17 protein-coding genes are annotated in these 19,021 nt (G+C 71.7%); 9 read left to right on the forward strand and 8 right to left on the reverse strand.

The genetic code is table 11. From position 1 onward, the window contains the following. Nucleotide 1 precedes the first annotated feature (1 nt). On the reverse strand, nt 2–1,189 hold the full coding sequence (locus ABT369_RS27370; protein ID WP_350616098.1) for an acetyl-CoA C-acetyltransferase: 1,188 nt from the start codon (nt 1,187–1,189) through the stop codon (nt 2–4). Nucleotides 1,190–1,264: 75 nt separating this feature from the next. On the opposite strand from ABT369_RS27370, the gene mce reads away from it, so the two are divergent. From mce to ABT369_RS27400, 6 genes are all read left to right on the forward strand, one after another. Further along, nucleotides 1,265–1,732 carry a methylmalonyl-CoA epimerase gene (gene mce, locus ABT369_RS27375; protein ID WP_350616100.1) on the forward strand — a complete coding sequence of 156 codons (468 nt, stop codon included), beginning with the start codon at nt 1,265–1,267 and terminating at the stop codon, nt 1,730–1,732. A gap of 126 nt (nt 1,733–1,858) precedes the next feature. Continuing rightward, nucleotides 1,859–3,208 (forward strand): crotonyl-CoA carboxylase/reductase, encoded by a 1,350-nt coding sequence (gene ccrA / locus ABT369_RS27380; protein ID WP_350616101.1) that lies wholly within the window; start codon nt 1,859–1,861, stop codon nt 3,206–3,208. A 747-nt stretch (nt 3,209–3,955) separates the two neighbouring features. Continuing rightward, entirely contained in the window at nt 3,956–5,188 is a 1,233-nt protein-coding gene (locus ABT369_RS27385) for a coiled-coil domain-containing protein (protein ID WP_350616103.1), read from the forward strand. A gap of 157 nt (nt 5,189–5,345) precedes the next feature. After that, nucleotides 5,346–7,304: a coiled-coil domain-containing protein gene (locus ABT369_RS27390; RefSeq protein ID WP_350616105.1), complete on the forward strand. Its 1,959-nt coding sequence runs from the start codon at nt 5,346–5,348 to the stop codon at nt 7,302–7,304. 326 nt (nt 7,305–7,630) lie between these two features. After that, the gene (locus ABT369_RS27395) at nt 7,631–8,824 is read left to right on the forward strand and encodes a methyltransferase domain-containing protein (protein ID WP_350616107.1); all 1,194 of its coding nucleotides are present in this window, start codon (nt 7,631–7,633) and stop codon (nt 8,822–8,824) included. A 19-nt stretch (nt 8,825–8,843) separates the two neighbouring features. Continuing rightward, the gene (locus ABT369_RS27400) at nt 8,844–9,674 is read left to right on the forward strand and encodes a glycosyltransferase family 2 protein (protein WP_350616109.1); all 831 of its coding nucleotides are present in this window, start codon (nt 8,844–8,846) and stop codon (nt 9,672–9,674) included. Nucleotides 9,675–9,829: 155 nt separating this feature from the next. Here the strand turns inward: ABT369_RS27400 and ABT369_RS27405 are convergent, their stop codons facing one another. Then, the gene (locus tag ABT369_RS27405; protein WP_350616111.1) at nt 9,830–11,320 is read right to left on the reverse strand and encodes a sugar transferase; all 1,491 of its coding nucleotides are present in this window, start codon (nt 11,318–11,320) and stop codon (nt 9,830–9,832) included. A gap of 14 nt (nt 11,321–11,334) precedes the next feature. Between ABT369_RS27405 and ABT369_RS27410 the strand changes: the two genes are divergently transcribed. Beyond that, a complete protein-coding gene (locus ABT369_RS27410) occupies nt 11,335–11,643 on the forward strand; it encodes a hypothetical protein (protein ID WP_350616113.1) in 309 nt (102 codons plus the stop codon). A 453-nt stretch (nt 11,644–12,096) separates the two neighbouring features. Further along, entirely contained in the window at nt 12,097–13,020 is a 924-nt protein-coding gene (locus ABT369_RS27415; RefSeq protein ID WP_350616115.1) for a glycosyltransferase family 2 protein, read from the forward strand. 73 nt (nt 13,021–13,093) lie between these two features. On the opposite strand, the gene ABT369_RS27420 is transcribed toward ABT369_RS27415, so the two are convergent. The 6 genes from ABT369_RS27420 to ABT369_RS27445 form a co-directional block, all read right to left on the reverse strand. After that, nucleotides 13,094–13,423, reverse strand: coding sequence for an Rv1322 family protein (locus tag ABT369_RS27420; protein ID WP_350616116.1), 330 nt, complete (start codon nt 13,421–13,423; stop codon nt 13,094–13,096). Nucleotides 13,424–13,620: 197 nt separating this feature from the next. Continuing rightward, nucleotides 13,621–15,498 carry a 3-hydroxyacyl-CoA dehydrogenase family protein gene (locus ABT369_RS27425; protein WP_350616118.1) on the reverse strand — a complete coding sequence of 626 codons (1,878 nt, stop codon included), beginning with the start codon at nt 15,496–15,498 and terminating at the stop codon, nt 13,621–13,623. Between the two features lie 183 nt (nt 15,499–15,681). Beyond that, nucleotides 15,682–16,452: a maleylpyruvate isomerase family mycothiol-dependent enzyme gene (locus ABT369_RS27430; RefSeq protein ID WP_350616120.1), complete on the reverse strand. Its 771-nt coding sequence runs from the start codon at nt 16,450–16,452 to the stop codon at nt 15,682–15,684. A 79-nt stretch (nt 16,453–16,531) separates the two neighbouring features. Further along, a complete protein-coding gene (locus ABT369_RS27435) occupies nt 16,532–17,032 on the reverse strand; it encodes a DUF456 domain-containing protein (protein ID WP_350616122.1) in 501 nt (166 codons plus the stop codon). A 43-nt stretch (nt 17,033–17,075) separates the two neighbouring features. Beyond that, nucleotides 17,076–18,062 carry an alpha/beta fold hydrolase gene (locus ABT369_RS27440; protein WP_350616124.1) on the reverse strand — a complete coding sequence of 329 codons (987 nt, stop codon included), beginning with the start codon at nt 18,060–18,062 and terminating at the stop codon, nt 17,076–17,078. Nucleotides 18,063–18,118: 56 nt separating this feature from the next. Then, nucleotides 18,119–18,523 carry a DUF7144 family membrane protein gene (locus tag ABT369_RS27445; RefSeq protein WP_350616125.1) on the reverse strand — a complete coding sequence of 135 codons (405 nt, stop codon included), beginning with the start codon at nt 18,521–18,523 and terminating at the stop codon, nt 18,119–18,121. A gap of 100 nt (nt 18,524–18,623) precedes the next feature. Here ABT369_RS27445 and ABT369_RS27450 point away from each other — a divergent pair, with 100 nt between their 5' ends. After that, the gene (locus ABT369_RS27450; RefSeq protein ID WP_350616127.1) at nt 18,624–18,980 is read left to right on the forward strand and encodes a DoxX family protein; all 357 of its coding nucleotides are present in this window, start codon (nt 18,624–18,626) and stop codon (nt 18,978–18,980) included. Nucleotides 18,981–19,021: the final 41 nt, after the last annotated feature.

Raw genomic sequence — 19,021 nt, forward strand, 5'->3', positions numbered from 1 at the left:
GTCACTGCTTGGGCACGCGCAGCAGCAGCGCGTCGCCCTGCCCGCCGCCCCCGCACAGGGCCGCCGCGCCGAGGCCGCCGCCGCGCCGGCGCAGCTCCAGGGCGAGGGTGAGAGCGAGCCGGGCGCCGCTCATGCCGATGGGGTGGCCGAGCGCGATCGCGCCGCCGTTGACGTTGACGATCGCCGGGTCGATGCCGAGGTCGGCGGTGGACTGCACGCCGACGGCGGCGAAGGCCTCGTTGATCTCGACCAGGTCGAGGTCGCCGGCGCTCAGCCCGGCCTTGCCCAGCGCGTGCTTGATGGCGTTGGAGGGCTGGCTGGTCAGCGAGTTGTCCGGGCCGGCGACGTTGCCGTGGGCGCCGATCTCGGCGAGCCAGGTCAGGCCCAGCTCCTCGGCCTTGGCCTTGCTCATCACGACCACGGCGCAGGCGCCGTCGGAGATCGGCGAGGAGGTCGCGGCGGTGATGGTGCCGTCCTTGGTGAACGCCGGGCGCAGCTTGGCCAGGCTCTCCACGGTGGTCTCGGGCCGGATCTGCTCGTCGTCGGCGACGACCAGCGGGTCGCCCTTGCGCTGCGGGATCTCGACCGGAACGATCTCCTCGGCGAAGTGGCCGTTCTTCTGCGCGGCGGCGGCCTTCTGGTGGCTGGCCGCGCCGAACGCGTCCTGGGCCTCGCGGGTGATGCCGAGGCGGGCCACGTGCCGCTCGGTCGACTCGCCCATGGAGACCTGGTCGTAGGCGTCGGTGAGCCCGTCGAGGGCCATGTGGTCCTTGATCACCACGTCGCCGTACTTGTACCCCTGCCGCTGCCCGAGCATCAGGTGCGGCGCGTTGGTCATCGACTCCATCCCGCCGGCCACGACGATGTCGAACTCGCCCGCGCGGATGAGCTGGTCGGCGAGCGCGATCGCGTCGAGGCCGGACAGGCACACCTTGTTGATCGTGAGCGCGGGGACGTGCATGGGGATCCCGGCACCCACCGCCGCCTGGCGGGCGGGCATCTGCCCGGCGCCGGCCTGCAGGACCTGACCCATGATCACGTACTGCACCTGCTCCGGCGCGACCCCCGAGCGCTCGAGCGCGGCCCGGATCGCGACCTCGCCCAGTTTGGTGGCCGGGAAGTCCTTGAGGGCGCCGAGCAGGCGGCCCATCGGCGTGCGGGCGCCGTTGACGATCACCGACTGAGTCATCGCAGGAGACCTTCCGAGAGAAGGTTCACATCGCATCGTCGCGACCTGAACGTTGGATCAGTTCAGACTATCGCCATGGAGACCTCGGCTCAGAAGTTGGATATATCACCCATCGGCATTCAGCGCATCGACCACGTCGGCATCGCCGTGGCCGACCTCGACGAGGCGATCGCCTTCTACGGCCGCGTGTTCGGGATGCGCTGCGTCCATGAGGAGACCAACGAGGAGCAGGGCGTGCGCGAGGCCATGCTCTCGGTCGGCCCGACGCCCGAGGGCGGGTGCCTGCAGCTGCTCGCGCCGCTGTCGCCGGAGTCGACGATCGCCAAGTTCCTCGAGCGCAGCGGGCCGGGGATGCAGCAGCTGGCGTACACCGTGACCGACGTGGACGCCGCGTGCGCCTCCCTTCGCGAGCGCGGGGTGCGGCTGCTCTACCCGGAGCCGCGGCGCGGCACCGCCGGCTCCCGCATCAACTTCGTGCACCCCAAGGACGCCGGGGGCGTGCTGGTCGAGCTCGTACAGCCCGCTGATGCAGTTTCTCACTAGCGCCTTCCGCGTCTAGTTACCGGTCAGTAACGTCCGGCCCGGGGATCGAGATGTGTGGGTGGTCCCCATGGTCGTCGGCCGCCGTGTGCGGCGACGCTTCCTCACCGGACGTTAGGAGCGCCAGCGATGCAGCACATCCTCGACGCGATCATGCAGGCCGAAGGCGCCGCGGACCCGGCCGCCGAGCTGCGGGCGGTGGCCGGGCTCCCGGTGCCGGACAGCTACCGGGGCGTCGTGGTGCGCGCCGACGAGGCGGCCATGTTCGACGGGCTCGAGACGCGCGAGAAGGACCCCCGCAAGTCCCTGCACGTGCAGGAGGTCCCCACCCCCGAGGTCGGGCCGGGCGAGGCGCTCATCGCCGTGATGGGCTCCGCGGTCAACTACAACACGGTGTGGACCTCGATCTTCGAGCCGGTTTCGACGTTCGGGTTTCTGCGTCGGTACGGCACATTGAACGCCCTGGCCGCGCGCCACGACCGGCCGTATCACGTGGTCGGCTCCGACGCGGCCGGCGTGGTGCTGCGCGTCGGCCCCGGGGTGAGCAAGTGGAAGCCCGGCGACGAGGTCGTCGCGCACTGCCTGAGCGTCGAGCTCGAGGACGCCGCCGGGCACGACGACACGATGCTCGACCCGCAGCAGCGGATCTGGGGCTTCGAGACCAACTACGGCGGCCTGGCCGAGCTGGCCCTGGTCAAGGCCAACCAGCTCATGCCCAAGCCCGCGCACCTGTCCTGGGAGGAGGCGGCGTGCCCCGGCTTGGTCAACTCGACGGCGTACCGCCAGCTCGTCTCCCACCACGGCGCCCGGATGAAGCAGGGTGACATCGTGCTCATCTGGGGCGCCTCGGGCGGCCTGGGCTCGTACGCGGTGCAGTTCGCCCTCAACGGCGGCGCGACGCCCGTGTGCGTGGTCTCGAGCCCGCAGAAGGCCGAGCTGTGCCGGGCGATGGGCGCCGAGCTGGTGATCGACCGCTCCGGCTTCCGCTTCTGGCGCGACGAGCACACCCAGGACACGGACGAGTGGAAGCGCTTCGGCGCCGAGATCCGCGCGCTGACCGGCGGCGAGGACCCCGACATCGTCTTCGAGCACCCGGGCCGCGAGACGTTCGGCGCCAGCGTGTTCGTGGCGAAGCGGGGCGGGACGATCGTCACGTGCGCTTCGACCTCGGGGTTCGCGCACCAGTACGACAACCGGTACCTCTGGATGCACCTCAAGCGCATCGTGGGCTCCCATTTCGCGAACTACCGGGAGGCGTGGGAGGCCAACCGTCTCATCGCCCGGGGGCGCATCCACCCGACCCTCTCCCGGGTGTACTCCCTGGAGCAGACGGGGCAGGCCGCGTACGACGTGCATCGCAACCTCCACCAGGGCAAGGTCGGCGTGCTGGCCCTCGCCCCGTCGGAGGGCCTGGGCGTTCGCGACGGCGCGCTGCGGGCCCGGCACGAGCCGGCCATCAACCGCTTCCGCAACCGCTGACCTGTCCACCTACCCACTGAGCCTCACCCCCGCGCCCGGTTTCCGCCCGGGCGCGGGCATGCCACCCGCAAAGCACCCTTCTCGCAGCTCCCACCCCGCACAGCCCGCACCGACTCCCAGCCACGCCCGGACGCGCACACGCCGCCCCCACATCACCCCGTCCCCGCAGCCCCACCCCGCACCCACTCCCAGCCACGCCCGGACGCGCACATACCGCCCCACAGCGCGCTGGTTCCGGCTCCGCGTGAGTTCGTTTCTCCGCTGCGACCTCGGACGCAGCCCGGATCCGGGTGCGGGGCGCAGCGCGGACCCAGGCGCGGGCGCAGCGAGAACGGACACGGGCGCGGAAAGGACACGGCGCGGGACGCAGCAAGCGCGGGACGCAGCAAGCGCGGGCGTGACGCAGGCGCGGGCGCGACGCAGGCGCGGGCGCGACGCAGGCGCGGGCGTGACGCAGGCGCGGGCGCGGGGTCGGCGAGGACGGGCGTGGCGTGGTGCGAACTCGGCACCCGCGTGGTGCTCACCCGCCGGTCACTCAATCCCCCACTGACGCGGTGGGGATCATGCACCCACGCGTTCCGGTCGATTCGGCCATTCGAGCCGCACGTCCAGCTCATCGCGCCACGCCCAGAACGCGTGACAAAAACGCGGCGTGTCCTGGCCTGGGAAAGTTGACCATGAGGGCCGTGCGGAAGATAGCCGTTCCACCCTTGCGAACTCCCCCGGGTGGTCTGCAAGTATGTGCCAATGCCCCAGCAGCAGTCCTCGGTTGACTTCTTCCAGAACGGCTCTGATCACGAAGAGCTGAGTGTTGTCCTGCGCGGTTACGACCGTCAGCAGGTCGACAGCAAGCTGCAGCGCCTCACCGCGCAGATGCAGCAGGCCAATCAGGCCCGCGAAGAGGCCGAGGGCCGACTCGCCGAGGCCCAGCGCCGGGTCCGTCAGGCCGAGCAGCGCCTCGGCACGATGGAGCAGAAGCTCAGCGACACCAACAAGCAGCTGGAAGAGAACAACCGGCCGACGCTCTCGGGGCTGGGCACGCGGGTCGAGCAGATCCTGCGGCTGGCCGAGGAGCAGGCCAACGACCACCGGGGCGAGGCCAAGCGCGAGTCCGAGGGCATCATCTCCGCGGCCCGGCTGGAGGCCCGCGAGATCACCGACAAGGCGCGCGCCGAGTCGGCGGCCATGAAGGCGACCGCCGAGCGGGAGGCGGGCAACCTGCGCACGGCCGCCGAGCGCGAGGCCGCCGAGGTCCGGGTGCAGGCCCGGCGCGAGGCCGACACGCTGCGGGCGGACGCCGAGCGCGAGACCAAGCAGCTGCGCACGGCCACCGCGCACGAGGTCGCCGAGCTCAAGGCGACCGTCGAGCGCGAGGTCGCCACGCTGCGGGCCACCGCCGAGCGGGAGATCACCCAGCTGCGGGCCAAGGCCGCTCGCGAGGCCGAGGAGAAGCGCGCCGAGGCGACCAAGCTGCTCACCGACGCCCGCGACAAGCGCGACAAGGACCTGCAGTCCCTCGCGCTGGAGATCGCCGAGCGGCAGGAGAAGGCCGAGCGCGACGAGTCCGCGCGTCACGCCTCCGCCGTTGCCGCCACCCAGAAGCTGGTCACCGAGGCCGAGGGGCGCGCCCGGGCGGCTGAGGACCGGGCCAAGGAGATCGAGCAGCGCGCCGAGACCCGCCGCGTCGAGTCGGAGCGGGCCGCCGCTGAGACCGTCGACAAGGCGAAGAACCTCGCCGACAAGACCGTCAACGAGGCCCGCGCCGAGGCCCACCGGGTGCTCAGCGAGGCCCGCGGCGAGGCCGAGGACACCACGCAGCGTGCTCGCCGCGAGGTCGAGGATCTCACCCGCCAGAAGGATGCGGTTACGTCGCAGCTTGGGCAGATGCTCTCCGGTCTGGCCGGGATCATGCCGACGGCGCCGGTTCAGGGCGGCGGCGACAAGAAGGGCAAGTCGGACGGCGAGAAGGTCTCCGCCTGACAGCACGGGGTCGCGGCGATCGTGCCGCTTCTCAGGATTGCGGGCCGCAACCAAAACCGGACCGATTGCAATCATTCACGGGGAGTTCGATCGCACGTCCCGTCACGCGCAGTGTGTAATTGCGCGTGGCGGGACGTTGCGTGTGAGGATGGGTGTTATGTCAGACGGCGGCGACCTCTTCAACTCGGGCACCGGGGTGTCCTCGGAGCCAGACTTCGAAACGGCGATCCGCGGATACCGGCGTGACCAGGTCGACAAGTACTGGACGCAGTCCGAGAACGAGATCGCCGCGCTGAAGCTGGAGAACGAGGAGGTGTGGGGCCAGGTCCAGGCCCTCGCCTCGCAGGTCCAGGACCTCCAGATGGAGATGCAGGAGCTGCGCCGGCACGCGCCCGGGCGCGGCGAGGTCGTCTCCTTCCGCCACCTCGGCCCGCGCGTCGAGAAGATCCTGGGCCTCGCCGAGGACCAGGCCGCCGACATCCGCGCCGGCGCCGTGCAGGAGATCGCCGGCCTGCGCGCCGAGGCCGAGCGCCTGCTCGCCGAGGCCCGCAACCGCGCCGCCAAGGCCAACGAGGACTTCGAGCTCGCCCTCGCCGCCCGCCGCTCCGAGGAGGAGCGCTCGGTCGCCCACCGCCGCTCGTCGCTGGACGCCGAGGCCCGCGCGATCGAGGACCGCTCCGCCCACGCCCGCGGCGAGGGTGAGCGCATCGTCGCCGCCGCCCAGGCCGAGGCCCAGCGCGTCACCCAGGTCACCACCGCCCAGCTCGAGCAGGCCCGTGCCGAGACCGAGGCCCACGCCCACCAGGTGCGCACGGCCGCCGAGCAGCACGCCGCCGCCGTCAAGACCGAGGCCGACCAGCACGCCCACACCGTGCGCGCCGCCGCCGAGCAGGAGACCGCCGGCGCCAAGTCGCACGCCGCGGCGCTCGTCGCGCAGGCGCAGGAGCAGGCGGCCACGCTCGTCGCCCAGGCCAAGCACGAGGCCGACACGCTCAACGCCCAGGCTCAGCAGACCGCCGCGGCCGTGGCCAGCAAGGCCCAGGAGGCCGCCGAGGCGGTCGCCACGCAGGCCCAGGAGCACGCCGCCATCGTCGCCGCGCAGGCCCAGGAGGCCGCGGCCGCCCTCGTCGCCCAGGCCGAGGCCGCCGCCGCCGAGGCCGCCGAGCAGGCCCGGCGCAAGCTCGAGGCCGACACGGTCACCGCCAAGCAGGCCGCCGACGCCGAGGTCGCCACCCACCGCGAGACCCTCCAGCAGCAGCTGCGCGACCTGCGCGCCGCCCACGACGCCGAGCTCGCCGAGCAGCGCGCCGCGGCCACCGCCGAGGCCGAGTCCCTGCGCACCGCCGCCGCGACGGAAGCCGACTCGCTGCGCGCCACCGCCGCGTCGGAGGCCGACTCGCTGCGCGCCGCGGCGTCCACGGAGGCCGAGTCCCTGCGCACGGCCGCGGCCGCCGAGGCCGACTCGCTGCGCACGGATGCCGCGACCCACGCCGAGACCGTCAAGGCCGAGGCGGCCACGCACGCCGAGACGGTCAAGGCCGAGGCCGCGACCCACGCCGAGGGCGTGCGCACCAAGGCCGCGACCGAGGCCGAGGCCCTGCGCGCGGAGGCCGCCACCAAGGCGGACGAGGCCCTGAAGGCCGCCGAGACCGCCCGTGCCGCCGCCGAGGCCGAGACCGCCGAGATCCGCGCCGCCGCCGACACCGAGGCCGAGCAGTTCAAGGCCCGCATCGCCGCCCTGGAGGCCGAGGCCGGCACCCTGCGCGAGGCCGCCGCGGAGGCCGAGACCCTGCGTGCGACCGCGGCGGAGGCCGACTCCCTGCGCACCGCCGCCGCCGAGGCCGAGACCCTGAAGGCCAAGGTGGCCACCCTGGAGGCCGAGGTCGCGACCGCGAAGGCCGAGGCCGCCGAGGCGCTCAAGGCCGCGGAGACGAAGGCGGCGGAGCCCAAGCCGGGCACGAACGGCAACGGGAAGTCGAAGGCCCAGGGCGCCAAGGCCACGAAGACGGAAGAGCCCAAGACGGAAGGGGCCGAGCTCGACGAGGAGCTCACCGCCGCCACCGCCGCGCTCCCGACCAACGGCAAGGTCACCGTCGAGGCCAACGGCACCCGCTGAGCCCCGCCTGAAGCACCAGCCGCACCGAAACAACGCGATCCGGGCCGGTCGCATCACTCGGCCGAAGACGTCTTAGAATGCTGGCCGCCGAACCAAAAGGCCCGCGAACCAAAGGGCCTGCGAACCAAGGGCCCGCGACAAAACAAGATCTGAACCGAACCCCCGCCACGCAGAGGTGCCAGTCAGGAAATCGACAGACGACCCCGCGGCCGTTTGGCGAACCATAAACTCACCTCCCACCCGCCGACGATCGGGAGCTTCGCTATGCGCGTGCTCGTCACTGCCCATGACCGCCGGGAAGCCCGGCACGATCGGCGGGTGTCGGCGTGACCACGGAGCACGGCCCCCGCGTCTGCGACGCCTGTGACGAGGACAAGCTCGTCCCGTTCGCCGAGCTCGGCGACGTCCCGGTCCTCAACGGCGTGCACTGGGAGGCGCACGGCGACGCCGTCGCCTCGCCGACCGGCCGGATGACGCTCGCCGCCTGCCCGCGCTGCGCGTACGTGCGCAACATCGCGTTCGAGCCGGAGCGGCTGGCCTACGACACGACGATGGACACCAGCCCGTACTTCTCCCCCGCCTTCCAGCGGTTCTCCACCGAACTCGTCGAGAACCTCAACGAGCGGTACGACCTCAACGGCAAGCTCGTGCTGGACATCGGGTGCGAGCAGGGCGAGTTCCTCAAGGAGCTGACCCGGATCGGCGGGGCCGGCGGCGTCGGCTACGACGCGCGGTACGCCGGCGAGGAGGGCGAGCAGGGCGCCACCACGTTCCACAGTGCGCTGGCGCCGCGCAAGGACGGCCTCCCACGGTACGACTTCTTCACCTCCCGCCACTGGTTCGAGCACCTCGACGACCCGTTCGAGTTCCTGGTCGACCTGCGTGAACAGGCCGACGGGCGCGAGGTGTTCGGCTACGTCGAGGTCCCCGACGCCGCGCACGAGCTCGCCGGCGCCGGCTGGGACGTCACCTACCCGCGCGTGTCGTACTTCGGCGCCTACGCCCTCGCGAGCATCTTCGGCCGGGCCGGCTGGACCGTCGAGTCGACGGGGACGCTGTTCTCCGGGATGTACCGCTACATCGAGGTCTCGGCCAACCGCCCCCGCGCCGGCGGGCACGTCGCGCACACGGGCGAGCTGCCCTCGCTGCGGGCCCGGGACAAGCAGCTCGCCGCCGGGGCCGGCTTCGCCGAGCGGCACCACGCCGAGCGGGAGCGCTGGCGGGCCACCATCGCGCGCCTCGACGCCGAGGGTGCCAAGCCGGTGCTGTGGGGCGCCGGGACGCGGGGCGTGCAGTTCCTCACCCTCGCCGACCGCGAGCTCGCCCTGGCCGGCGTCGTGGACCTCAACCCGCGCAAGTGGGGCCGGTTCCTGCCCGTGACCGGGCACCGGGTCGACCCGCCGTCGACCCTGACCGCGCTGCAGCCGAGGGCGGTCGTCATCACCAACCCCGCGTACCACGAGGAGATCGCCAAGACCCTCGTGGAGCTCGGGGTGGCCGCCGAGATCCACGTCGCCTGAGGGCCGGGCACCGGCAACCATGGTCAGCATCGTCATCCCGGCCCACAACGAGGCCGCGGTCATCGGGCGCAACCTGAACCGGCTGCTCGAGGGCGCCGAGCCCGGCGAGTTCGACGTCATCGTCGTGGCCAACGCGTGCAGCGACGCCACCGCCGAGGCCGCGGCCGCCGTCCCCGGGGTGCGCGTGATCGACACGCCCGTGCCCGGCAAGGTGCCCGCGCTGCGGCTCGGGGACGAGGCCTGCCGCAGCTTCCCGCGGCTCTACCTCGACGCCGACGTCGAGCTGACCGCCGAGTCCGTCCGGGCCCTGGTCCGGGCCTGTGCCCAGCCGGGCGTGCTGGCCTGCGCGCCCGTGCCCGAGCTCGATCTCGACCGGGTCGGGCCGATCGCGCGGCGGGTCCACCGGGTGCACCACCGGCTCCTCGCGCCGACGCGCGCGCTCGCCGGGGTCGGCGTCTACGTGCTCACCGAGGCGGGCCACGCACGGGTCTTCCCGATGCCGGACGTGATCGCCGATGACGGTTGGGTGCACACCAGTTTCGCCCCGGACGAGCGCCTGGTGGTGGTCGAGGCCCGGTCTTTGGTGCGCCCAGCTCGTACCGTCAAATCGCACTTGAACCGACGGGTCCGCGTCCGCCGGGGCAACCGCCAGCTCGCGGCCCTGCAGCGGCCGCACGCGACCGGCGGCGCAGCGGGGCCCGGCCTGGGCTCGCTGGCGGGTCTGCTGCGGCGCCGCGAGGTGAGCCCGGTCGACGCGGCCGCCTACCTCGGCGTGCTCGTGCTGGACCGCACGCTGAGCCGGGTCCGCCGCGACAAGGGCGGCTGGGGCAGCGACCTCAGCACCCGCTGAGCCGGTCGACGCGGCCGCCTACCTCGGCGTGCTCGTGCTGGACCGCACGCTGAGCGGGGTCCGCCGCGACAAGGGCGGCTGGGGCAGCGACCTCAGCACCCGCTGAGACAGCGAAATCCCCCGGCGAGCGGGCTCGCCGGGGGTCGTCTCGAGCTTCAGTAGGCGCCGGTGCCCCGGACGACCGCGTTCGCGGTGCGGGCGAGAATGCGCAGGTCGAGCAGCGGGGACCAGTTGTCGACGTAGTTGAGGTCGAGCCGCACCGACTCCTGCCAGGACAGCTCGGAGCGGCCACTGACCTGCCACAACCCCGTCATGCCCGGCTTGACCAGCAGGCGGCGGCGCACGTCGTCGTCGTACTCGGCGGCCTCCGACAGCAACGGCGGGCGCGGGCCGACCATCGACATCGTGCCGTTGATGACGTTGAGCAGCTGCGGCAGCTCATCGAGCGAGGTGCGGCGCAGGATCGAGCCGACCTTCGTCACCCGCGGGTCCCGCTTCATCTTGAACAGCAGGCCCTCGGTGTGCTGGTTGAGGTGCTCGATCTCCTGCCGCAACTTGTCCGCGTCCTTGACCATGGTGCGGAACTTGTAGCAGGTGAACTCCTTGCCGTTGATCCCGGCGCGCGGCTGGCGGAACAGGGCCGGCCCCGGGCTCGTGGCGCGGATCATGATCGCCATGACCAGCATGAACGGTCCGGCCAGGATCAGCAGGATGCCGGCCAGCAGACGGTCGAGCACGTTCTTGACCGCGCGCTGCGGGCCGGTGAGCACGGGGGCGCGCACGTGCAGCAGCGGTCCGCCGCCGCTGGGCAGCACGGCCACGCGCTCGGGGGCGACCTCGGGCAGGGCCGGCGCGACCAGCAGCTCGATGTCGTTGTCGGAGAGTTCCCAGGCCAGGCGGCGCATCTTGTACGGGTCCATCTCCAGCGGCAGCGCGACCAGCACCGCCGTACAACCCGTGCTGAGTGCGGTGCCGGCGACGTCCTTGAGGTCGTCGTACACCGGGATGGAGTGAGCGGTGACCTTGCGGGCCTGGTCGAGGTCGGTGATGCAGGCTCCGGCGACCCGCAGGCCGTAGGAGCGATCGCGGCGCAGCGCCGTGAGGAGCGTGACGACCGAGTCGGCCGGGCCGATGACCAGGGTGCGCTGGCGGACGTACTCGCGCTGCACCGTGCGCAGCACCGCGAGCGTGGCGTAGCGGCCGGCGATCGTCAGGCCGGCGGCGACGGGCACGGCGACGATGATCGGCTTGAGCAGGTACAGCAGGTCGAAGAGCACGCAGATCGGGGCCAGGATCGCGACCGCGATCACCGCGGCGCGCAGGCTCCGATAGATCATTCCGGTGCGGTTCTCCAGGAACCAGCGGTCGTACATGCGGTTGCCCGCCAGTAATAGCAGCCAGAACAGTCCGAACGCGGTGACGGAGTACACGGGCGCGACCCCCACGCCCGGTGCGACGAATGCCCCACCCATCAGGTCGCCGGCCATGAACAGTACGACGGTCGTGATGGTGATCGTGACCGCCAGCGTATCGCCGAGGAACGCAACGAGAAGATTGCGCCCGGTCGACCTGAGCCGGCGCCGCTGGACCCCTGGGAAAGCCGCCATCACCGCGGTCTCGACCGTGGCCGAATCCGCCAAAACCATCCCAACCCCCTTACGTGCTGCTCAATCCACTTATCGAAGGTGAAATGCGGGTGGCGTTCGTCACCTTGACTGCCGTTGGGCGGCCGAACCCCGGCGGTAAGGTACCGAGGAAGCGGCCATTGCCGGAACCATCGTGCCGCATTCCCGACGTGGCTGAAGGTGCTATTGACACCAACGGTGCTGCACCTTTGCCGAGGGCATCGTCCAATAAGGGAAAAAAGGACAAGACGCCGCTCGTGCGCCGGAAATCACGCTGCGTCGCCTTAATTGAGTTCTATGCCGGACTTAAGGACCGGGCAGTGACGGCGACCAATCGAACCTGAACGCGATAACCAGGCCGAACGCATGATCACCGATGGACACCGCATGATCACCGTCCGTTCTAGCGCCATCACACACCGCAGGGGGCTTAAACCGAGCGTCACCGTCAAGCCATCGCCTCGGCAGCCGTCGTGCATTGCGTTCGTCCCCGTTTCCGGCTGCACTCCGTATCAGGTCCGGAAGGCAATGGTCCGAGGAATGTTTGAATGCATGAGCACAAATAGCCGGCCGGGCTTTCCTGCGCCGCCGTCGAGAGGATAGCAGCGACACGCCACCCGGCGGCAGTCGGACCCAGGCTAAGTTCATGTCCAATATCTACGTTTTCGCTGCTCGCAGGGCCCATCCACCGGAATGTCACCCGCCGGATCGGCCAAGCTCCCTCGGTACTTTCGGCTTGGGTCACCCCGGCCGCCGGTACTATCCGGGAAGCTTCAGCCTCGCCGTGGGAGCCACTCGTGAGCAGTAGCCAGCCAGCACCGGTCGTCAGCATCGTCTCCGTCGCGCGCAACGAGCGCGGTGGTCTGCTGCGGGGACTCGGCGCAATCCAGTCCGGGACAGAAGTGCCGGCCGAGATGATCGTGGTGGACAACGGGTCCACCGACAACACCGCGGCCGCCGTGCGGCACGCCTTCCGCGACGTCACCCTGATCCGCCAGGACGAGCCGCTGCCGGCGCCGGCCGCGCTGAACCTCGGGGCGGCCAGCACCCGGGCGCCGTGGCTGCTCTTCCTCGACCCCGGCCTCGAGCCGGTCGGCGACGCGGTCCGCACGCTCCTCGAGCACGCGGGCTCCCATCCCGACGAGCGGCTCTGCACCGGCCGGACCCTGCGTGACGGGGCCGACGACGGCCGCACCGTCGAGGCCGCGCCCACCCTGCTGGGCACGGCCTGCCTGGCGCTGAGCCTCCCATTCGACCCCGAACGGCTGCCGCGGCTGGACCGAGCGATCGGCGGCGCCGTGCCGGCCCTGACCCCGCGGATGCTGCTCATCGAGCGCGGACTGTGGGACATGCTGGGCGGCTTCGACGAGCGCCTTCCCACGGCGGATCTGTCGGTACGCGCACGAGCCCTCGGCGCCCGCCCGACCCTCGTCCCCGACGCGCAGATGACCGCGAACCCACCCTCGCCGCGCCCGGCGCGCCTGGTGAGCACCGCCCTGCTGACCGAGCGCATGGCCTTCGCGCACCGGCACCTCACCCCCGGCCGGACCCGGGCGATGGGCCTGATGCTGAGCGCGGCGGCACTGGCCCGCTCGGTCGCCGGCGAGCCGTGGCTGTCCATCCGCCGCCGCCGGTCGACGTGGCTGTCCTCACAGGAGCCGATGCCGTTCGTTCCGGTGCAGACGCGCTCGTTCGTGCGCCGCGACCTTCCCCAGCCTTAGCGCTCCCCGCCTGCGCTCTCGGGCCTTCGCACCTTCGGCGGCTCGCATCGTCTCGGGCGCGGCGGTGGCGTTTTCAGCCGTAGCGGGGCGCGCTGCGGCTCCGCTGGATGTTGGGCCCGCGCCGGTCGCGAGCGCGCCAGCACCCGGTGTGCCAGTGCCGCCGATCGGTCAGGTCCCCGCGCTCGTCCGCGGGCCAGGCCACCAGGTGCGGGACGCCCGGCCCGATCTCCTGGTCACAGCCCGGGCAGCGGTACGCCTTCGTCGCCCCGCCCGCGGGGATGTTGCGCACCTGCCACTCCCCGTCGCTCCACTGCTGCACGGCGCCGACGCCCCGCTTGACCCGATCGAGATCGATCGGCGGCGGTGCGTCGTCGCGCTTGGGGTGGTTGCGCCGGGGAGACACGTATCCAGCCTATCCGCCGGTCGCCATCGCTTCGCACGCTCGGCGCATCGCGCGACCCGCACCCGGACCGGCACGCACCCGGCAACCCCCCACCTCGCGCCGCGCCCCGAGCACCGCCGCCACGCGCTGCGCACGCGTCCACTGCTCGACCCGCGACCGGTGCCGGGGTCATGTGGGCTCGGCGGCCCTGGGCTCGGTCAGCTTCGGGAGTAGTCGCGGAAGCCGCGGCCGACCTTGCGGCCCAGGTAGCCCGCCGTCACCAGGTGCTCCAGCAGGGGCGCCGGGGCGAAGCCGGGCTCGCGCAGCTCAAGATACAGCTCGCGCTGGATGGCCAGGGCCACGTCCAGGCCGACCACGTCGAGCAGCTCGAACGGGCCCATCGGGTAGCCGCAGCCCAGCTTCATCGCGTGGTCGATGTCGTCGGCGGTCGAGTACGAGGCCTCGACCATTTTCACGGCGTCGTTGAGGTACGGGAACAGCAGCGCATTGACCACGAACCCGGAACGGTCCGCGCACACGACCGCGTGCTTGTCCAAGGCCCGGCAGATCGCGGTGGCGGTGGCGACGGCCTGCTCGGAGGTGCGGATCGTGCGCACGACCTCGACCAGCCCCATCGCCGGCGCCGGGTTGAAGAAGTGCAGGCCGACCACGTCGGCGGGGCGCTCGGTGGCGACCGCGAGCTCGATGACCGGCAGGCTCGACGTGGTGGTCGCGAGCACGACGCCCGGCTTGCAGATCTCGTCCAGCGAGGCGAAGAGGGCCTTCTTGACCGACAGCTCCTCCACGACCGCCTCGACGACCAGGTCCACGTCGGTGAGGTGCTCGATGGTCGCGGACCAGGTGACCCGGCCCAGCGCGGCGTCGCGTCCGGCCTCGTCGAGCCGGCCGCGTACGACGGCCTTGTTCAACGACGTCTTCAAGGTCTCACAGGTGCGGCCGGACTGCTCGGCGCCGCGGGTCACGGAGACGACCTCGAACCCGGCTCGGGCGAAGACCTCGATGATGCCGGTGGCCATCGTGCCGGAGCCGACGACACCGACCTTCGCGACCGCCCGCGCGAGCACGGCCGGCTCGATCCCGCGGTCCGGAGCACCAGCCGCCGTCTCGCCGGGCAACGCGTCCGCGCCGGTCGAGGCGGGCGATGCGGTCGCGGCCGAGCCGGCGCGCAAGGCGAGGCTGGTGAACTCGTCGGGCACGACCACGGGCGAGCCCGGCTTCTCGTACGTGTAGAAGCCCCGCCCCGACTTACGGCCCAGCAGACCGGCCGTGACCATCTGCTTGATGAGCGGCACCGGGGCGTGGCGGCGGTCGCGGCCGCCCCGGCGGTACATGGTGTCGAGAATCTCGTACGCGGTGTCGAGGCCGATGAGGTCCATGAGCGCGAGCGGGCCCATGGGCAGGCCGCAGCCGAGGCGCATCGCGGCGTCGAGGTCCTCGCGGGTGACGTACTTCGCCTCGATCAGGGACACGGCCTGGTTGAGGTAGCCGAACAGCAGCGCGTTGGCGATGAAGCCCGCCCGGTCGCCGATGGTCACGTCGACCTTGCCCAGCCGCGCGCACAGGCCCTCGATGTCGGCGACGACGTCGTCGGCGGTGACGACCGTGCGCACGACCTCGACCAGCTTCATGATCGGCGCCGGGTTGAAGAAGTGCATGCCCACGACCTGGTTGGGACGGCTCGTGGCGACCGAGATCTCGGTGACGGAGAGGCTGGACGTGTTCGTGGCCAGGATCGCCTCGGGCTTGCACACCCGGTCGAGCTCGGCGAAGATCCGCTGCTTGAGCGCGAGCTGCTCGGGCACGGCCTCGATGACGAGGTCCGCGGCGTGCAGCGAGGGCAGCCCGACCGCGAACGTGACGCGGCTCAGCAGCGCGTCGCGCTCGGCCTCGGACAACTTGCCCTTGCGCACGGCCCGGTCGACGCTGCCGCGCAGGATCTGCTCGCCGCGGCCGAGCGCCGCGTCGCTGACCTCGACGGCTAGGACGTCGATCCCGTTGCGGGCGAAGACCTCGACGATGCCGGCCCCCATGGTCCCGAGCCCCACCACCCCGACGGATGCAAACTCGCGCCCCATGCGACCGCCCTCCCTAACGATGATTCAGGTCCCGGCCGAGTCTGCCACGCCGACCCTCGTCGATCCGACATCGTGTGGCAAATCCCCCAGCGGCCCGCAAAGCGCGAGAGATCAAGACGCAGAAACAACCGGAAACCCGAGAACCCAAGCGTGAGAGAGGGAGACGTGAGAGAGGGAGAGAAGTCAGGTCCAGCGGATCGTGGCTCGTTCGCGCCACAGGGACAGCACCGACCCGTTGCCCTGGACGTCGAGGTCCGTGGTGGAGCGGCGGTTCCACAGGGCCAGATACAGCGCGCTCGCCGGGCCGCGCAGGGTGCAGTCGGCGCCGGAGGTCGGGCCGCGCGTGATGGTGGCGCCCGCCGGGGTCATGGACACCGTCCACGCGTGCGGGCCGTCGGCGGCGGCGCCGTCAAGGGCCTCGACCGACAGGGAGCAGGGCGTCTCGGCGCGCAGCCGGCGGCCGCGGGTGCCGTAGAAGCCCATCAGCAGCTCGTCGATGCCGTCGAGGCCGAGGTCGGCGTCCACGCCGGCGATGTCGCCCACGGCGCCCTCCAGGTCGGCGCGGTGGATCGTGGTCTCGTGGGCCTGGCGGCGGGCCCAGAAGGCCAGCGGGGACTCGGCGGGGAGGAAGTGCCAGCAGGGAGTGTCGGCGGGGGCGGCGCGCAGGAGGTCGACGAGGGCGGTGTGGCCGGCCTGGAACCAGTCGAGCAGCGCCTGGTCCGCGGGGAAGGGGCCGACCGCGTCGGCCTCCTCGTCGTCGGTCAGGATGCTGGTGCGGCCGTCGCGGACGTAGGTGGCCGCCCAGCGGTGCACGTAGCCGACGTGCTGGACCAGCTCGCGGACGGTCCACTCGGGGCAGGTCGGGACCGGGGCGTCGAAGCCGGCCTTCTCCGCGGCGTCGACGAGATCCAGCCCGGCGCGCTCCAGGGCGTCGATGTGCCGACCGATCTCCATGCCGACACATTGCCACACGGGTACGACATTTTCGGTCGGCTACCGGATGGACGCGGGAGCAGCGAGGGAGCGACCCGGGTCAGGCGACGAAGACGCCCGCGAGCCAGACGGCCGCGATGATCAGGCCGGTCGCCAGCTCGATGAGCATCGACAGCCCGGCCGCCTTCAGGGCGTGCTTCGTCGAACCCCAGGCCGCCCGCGCGTCGTGGTGGCGGGCCAGCTCCACCAGGAAGATGGCCAGCACGAAGCCGATGACGAGCCCCACCACCGGGATCAGGAAGAAGCCGATGATCCCGCCGACCCCGCCCAGGAACAGGGTCAGGTTGGACACGCCGGCGCGCTTGAGGTTGCGGCCCGGCACGAGGTACTTCGCCACGAACCCCAGCGCGAGCACCACCGTGGCCGCGATCCCCACCGCCCACCCGGTCGCGCCGTGGCCGCCGAACACGGCCCACGCCGCCACGCCGGCCCAGCACAGCACCAGGCCCGGCACCATGGGCACGAGCACCCCGATCAGCCCGACGATCACGCAGATCGGGGTGATGACGGAGACCAGGCCGCTGCTGTCGGTCGCATCCACACGCAACACTGTGCGGCACAGCGCGGCCCGGCGCATCCGAACGTCAGGCCTCCACGACCTCCCGCAGCACGGCGGCGAACTCCTCCGGGCGCTCGACGTGCGGGCTGTGCCCGACGCCCGCCCACGCGAGCTCCCGGTAGTTGCCGTACCGCTCCAGCACCGCCCGCGTCTGACCGATCATCGGCTGGGGCGGGCACGCCTCCTCGCCGGGCCACCCGGGCACGAGGCCGAGCTTGCCCAGCTGCGCGAGGTCGAAGAACGAGGTGTCGGAGACGATCGCGTCCAGCTCCCCGCGAATCCAGGTGATCTGCGGCTTCTCGGCCACGTCGACGATCCCCGACAGGTTCAGCCAGCGCGGCGAGAGGGTGTTGAGCACGCCCTTGGTGCCGGGTCCCAGGCCGGGCCAGTTCTCGCTGGGGGTGCCGTCGCCGGGGTAGTTCGCCTCGCCGATCGCCGTGGAGAGCATGGTGTCGAGGAGGGGCTCCTCGTCCGCCCCGAAGTCGAACCCGGGCGCGGCGTAGAACGCGTGCATCACGTTGCGCGGGCTGGTCTGCTCGTCCGTGCCGCGGTCCTTCGCCCCGAGCAGCCGGACGAAGTCGGGGTTGGCCGAGGCGCCGCCGGTGCCCGCGAAGTCGGGCGTGGTCGGGGTGCCGTCGAGGTCGCGGGTGCCGCCGAAGCCGTACGGCGAGACCGGCGCCTCCAGCACCAGGGCGCCGATGTGCTCGGGGTGGTCCAGCAGCAGCTGCATCGCCACACCGCCGCCGAGCGAGTGGCCGACCACGGTCACCTTGCCGCCGCCGGCCAGCTCGGCCAGCAGCGGGGCCACGTCGTCGGCGAAGTCGCGCACCCCGCGGGTCGCGTCGATGGGGAGGGCGGGGCTCTGCCCGTACCCGCGCAGGTCGGGCAGCGCCAGCCGCCAGTGTTCGGGCAGGTGCCGTACGAGCGGCTCCCAGAAGGCGGACGAAGAACAGTTGCCATGAATAAGCAGGACGGGCGGGCCGGTCTGCGGCCCTCTGGTCGTGACGTGCATCACCGCATCGTGGCATCGGGCTGTGGGCCGGTCACATGTGGCCGGCCCACACACTGTCAGCTCAGAACGGCCTCGTCACGCCCATACCGCGTCAGCGCCCAGATGACCGCCACGTCCGCCGCGATGATCAGCATTGACCACAGCGGGTAGTACGGCAGGAACAGGAAGTTGGCGACCGCGCTCAGCGACGCCAGCACGATGCCGAGCACACGCCCCCACAACTGCCCGGCGAGCACTGCCCCGCCCCCGAGCGCGACGATCACGCCGAGGGCGAGGTGTACCCAGCCCCAGGCGACGATGTTGAAGCCGAAGAGGTAGCTGTCGGCGAGGATGTAGAAGGTTCGCTCGAAGATCGCCGTGAGCCCGACGATGATCTGGAAGATGCCGACGACGAGCATCATGCTCCCGCCGAACACGGCGAACCCGGTGACCCAGCGGGACTCCCGGTGCAACGTCTCCATGCGCACACGGTGGGCGCCCATCGGATGAGCCCCCATCACCCGCGGGCGGGGAACGAGGAAAAGCTTGACGCTTCAAGCACATGTGCCCACAATCCCGGGCATGAACGTTTTCCTCTGGGTGCTGCAGGTGCTCCTCGGCGTGGCCTTCCTGGGCGCGGGCGCGATGAAGGCGTCACAGCCCGTCGAGAAGCTGGGCAAGAACATGACCTGGGTCCATCGGTACAGCCCAGGCACGGTCAGATTCATCGGCGTCACGGAGATCCTCGGCGGCCTCGGGCTGATCCTGCCGTGGGCCACCGGCATCGCGCCGATCCTCACCCCGCTCGCCGCCACCGGGCTGGCGGTCATCATGCTGCTGGCCGTCGTGGACCACGCGCGGGCCAAGGAGTACCCCATGATCGGCGTCAACGTGCTGCTCGGCGCCCTCGCGGTGATCATCGCGATCGGCCGGTTCTGACGCCTATCGGACGCGTCGTTGGCTCATTCGCGCAAGATCCG

It is taken from the genome of Dactylosporangium sp. NPDC000244, assembly GCF_040300725.1.
GTDB lineage: Bacteria > Actinomycetota > Actinomycetes > Mycobacteriales > Micromonosporaceae > Dactylosporangium.

Bases quoted from the DNA above. Each gene is read 5' to 3' on its own strand.
- ABT369_RS27370 (WP_350616098.1), bottom strand. From the start codon at position 1,189: ATGACTCAGTCGGTGATCGTCAACGGCGCCCGCACGCCGATGGGCCGC.
- mce (WP_350616100.1), top strand. From the start codon at position 1,265: ATGGAGACCTCGGCTCAGAAGTTGGATATATCACCCATCGGCATTCAG.
- ccrA (WP_350616101.1), top strand. From the start codon at position 1,859: ATGCAGCACATCCTCGACGCGATCATGCAGGCCGAAGGCGCCGCGGAC.
- ABT369_RS27385 (WP_350616103.1), top strand. From the start codon at position 3,956: ATGCCCCAGCAGCAGTCCTCGGTTGACTTCTTCCAGAACGGCTCTGAT.
- ABT369_RS27390 (WP_350616105.1), top strand. From the start codon at position 5,346: ATGTCAGACGGCGGCGACCTCTTCAACTCGGGCACCGGGGTGTCCTCG.
- ABT369_RS27400 (WP_350616109.1), top strand. From the start codon at position 8,844: ATGGTCAGCATCGTCATCCCGGCCCACAACGAGGCCGCGGTCATCGGG.
- ABT369_RS27405 (WP_350616111.1), bottom strand. From the start codon at position 11,320: ATGGTTTTGGCGGATTCGGCCACGGTCGAGACCGCGGTGATGGCGGCT.
- ABT369_RS27425 (WP_350616118.1), bottom strand. From the start codon at position 15,498: ATGGGGCGCGAGTTTGCATCCGTCGGGGTGGTGGGGCTCGGGACCATG.
- ABT369_RS27430 (WP_350616120.1), bottom strand. From the start codon at position 16,452: ATGGAGATCGGTCGGCACATCGACGCCCTGGAGCGCGCCGGGCTGGAT.
- ABT369_RS27440 (WP_350616124.1), bottom strand. From the start codon at position 18,062: ATGCACGTCACGACCAGAGGGCCGCAGACCGGCCCGCCCGTCCTGCTT.
- ABT369_RS27445 (WP_350616125.1), bottom strand. From the start codon at position 18,523: ATGGAGACGTTGCACCGGGAGTCCCGCTGGGTCACCGGGTTCGCCGTG.
- ABT369_RS27450 (WP_350616127.1), top strand. From the start codon at position 18,624: ATGAACGTTTTCCTCTGGGTGCTGCAGGTGCTCCTCGGCGTGGCCTTC.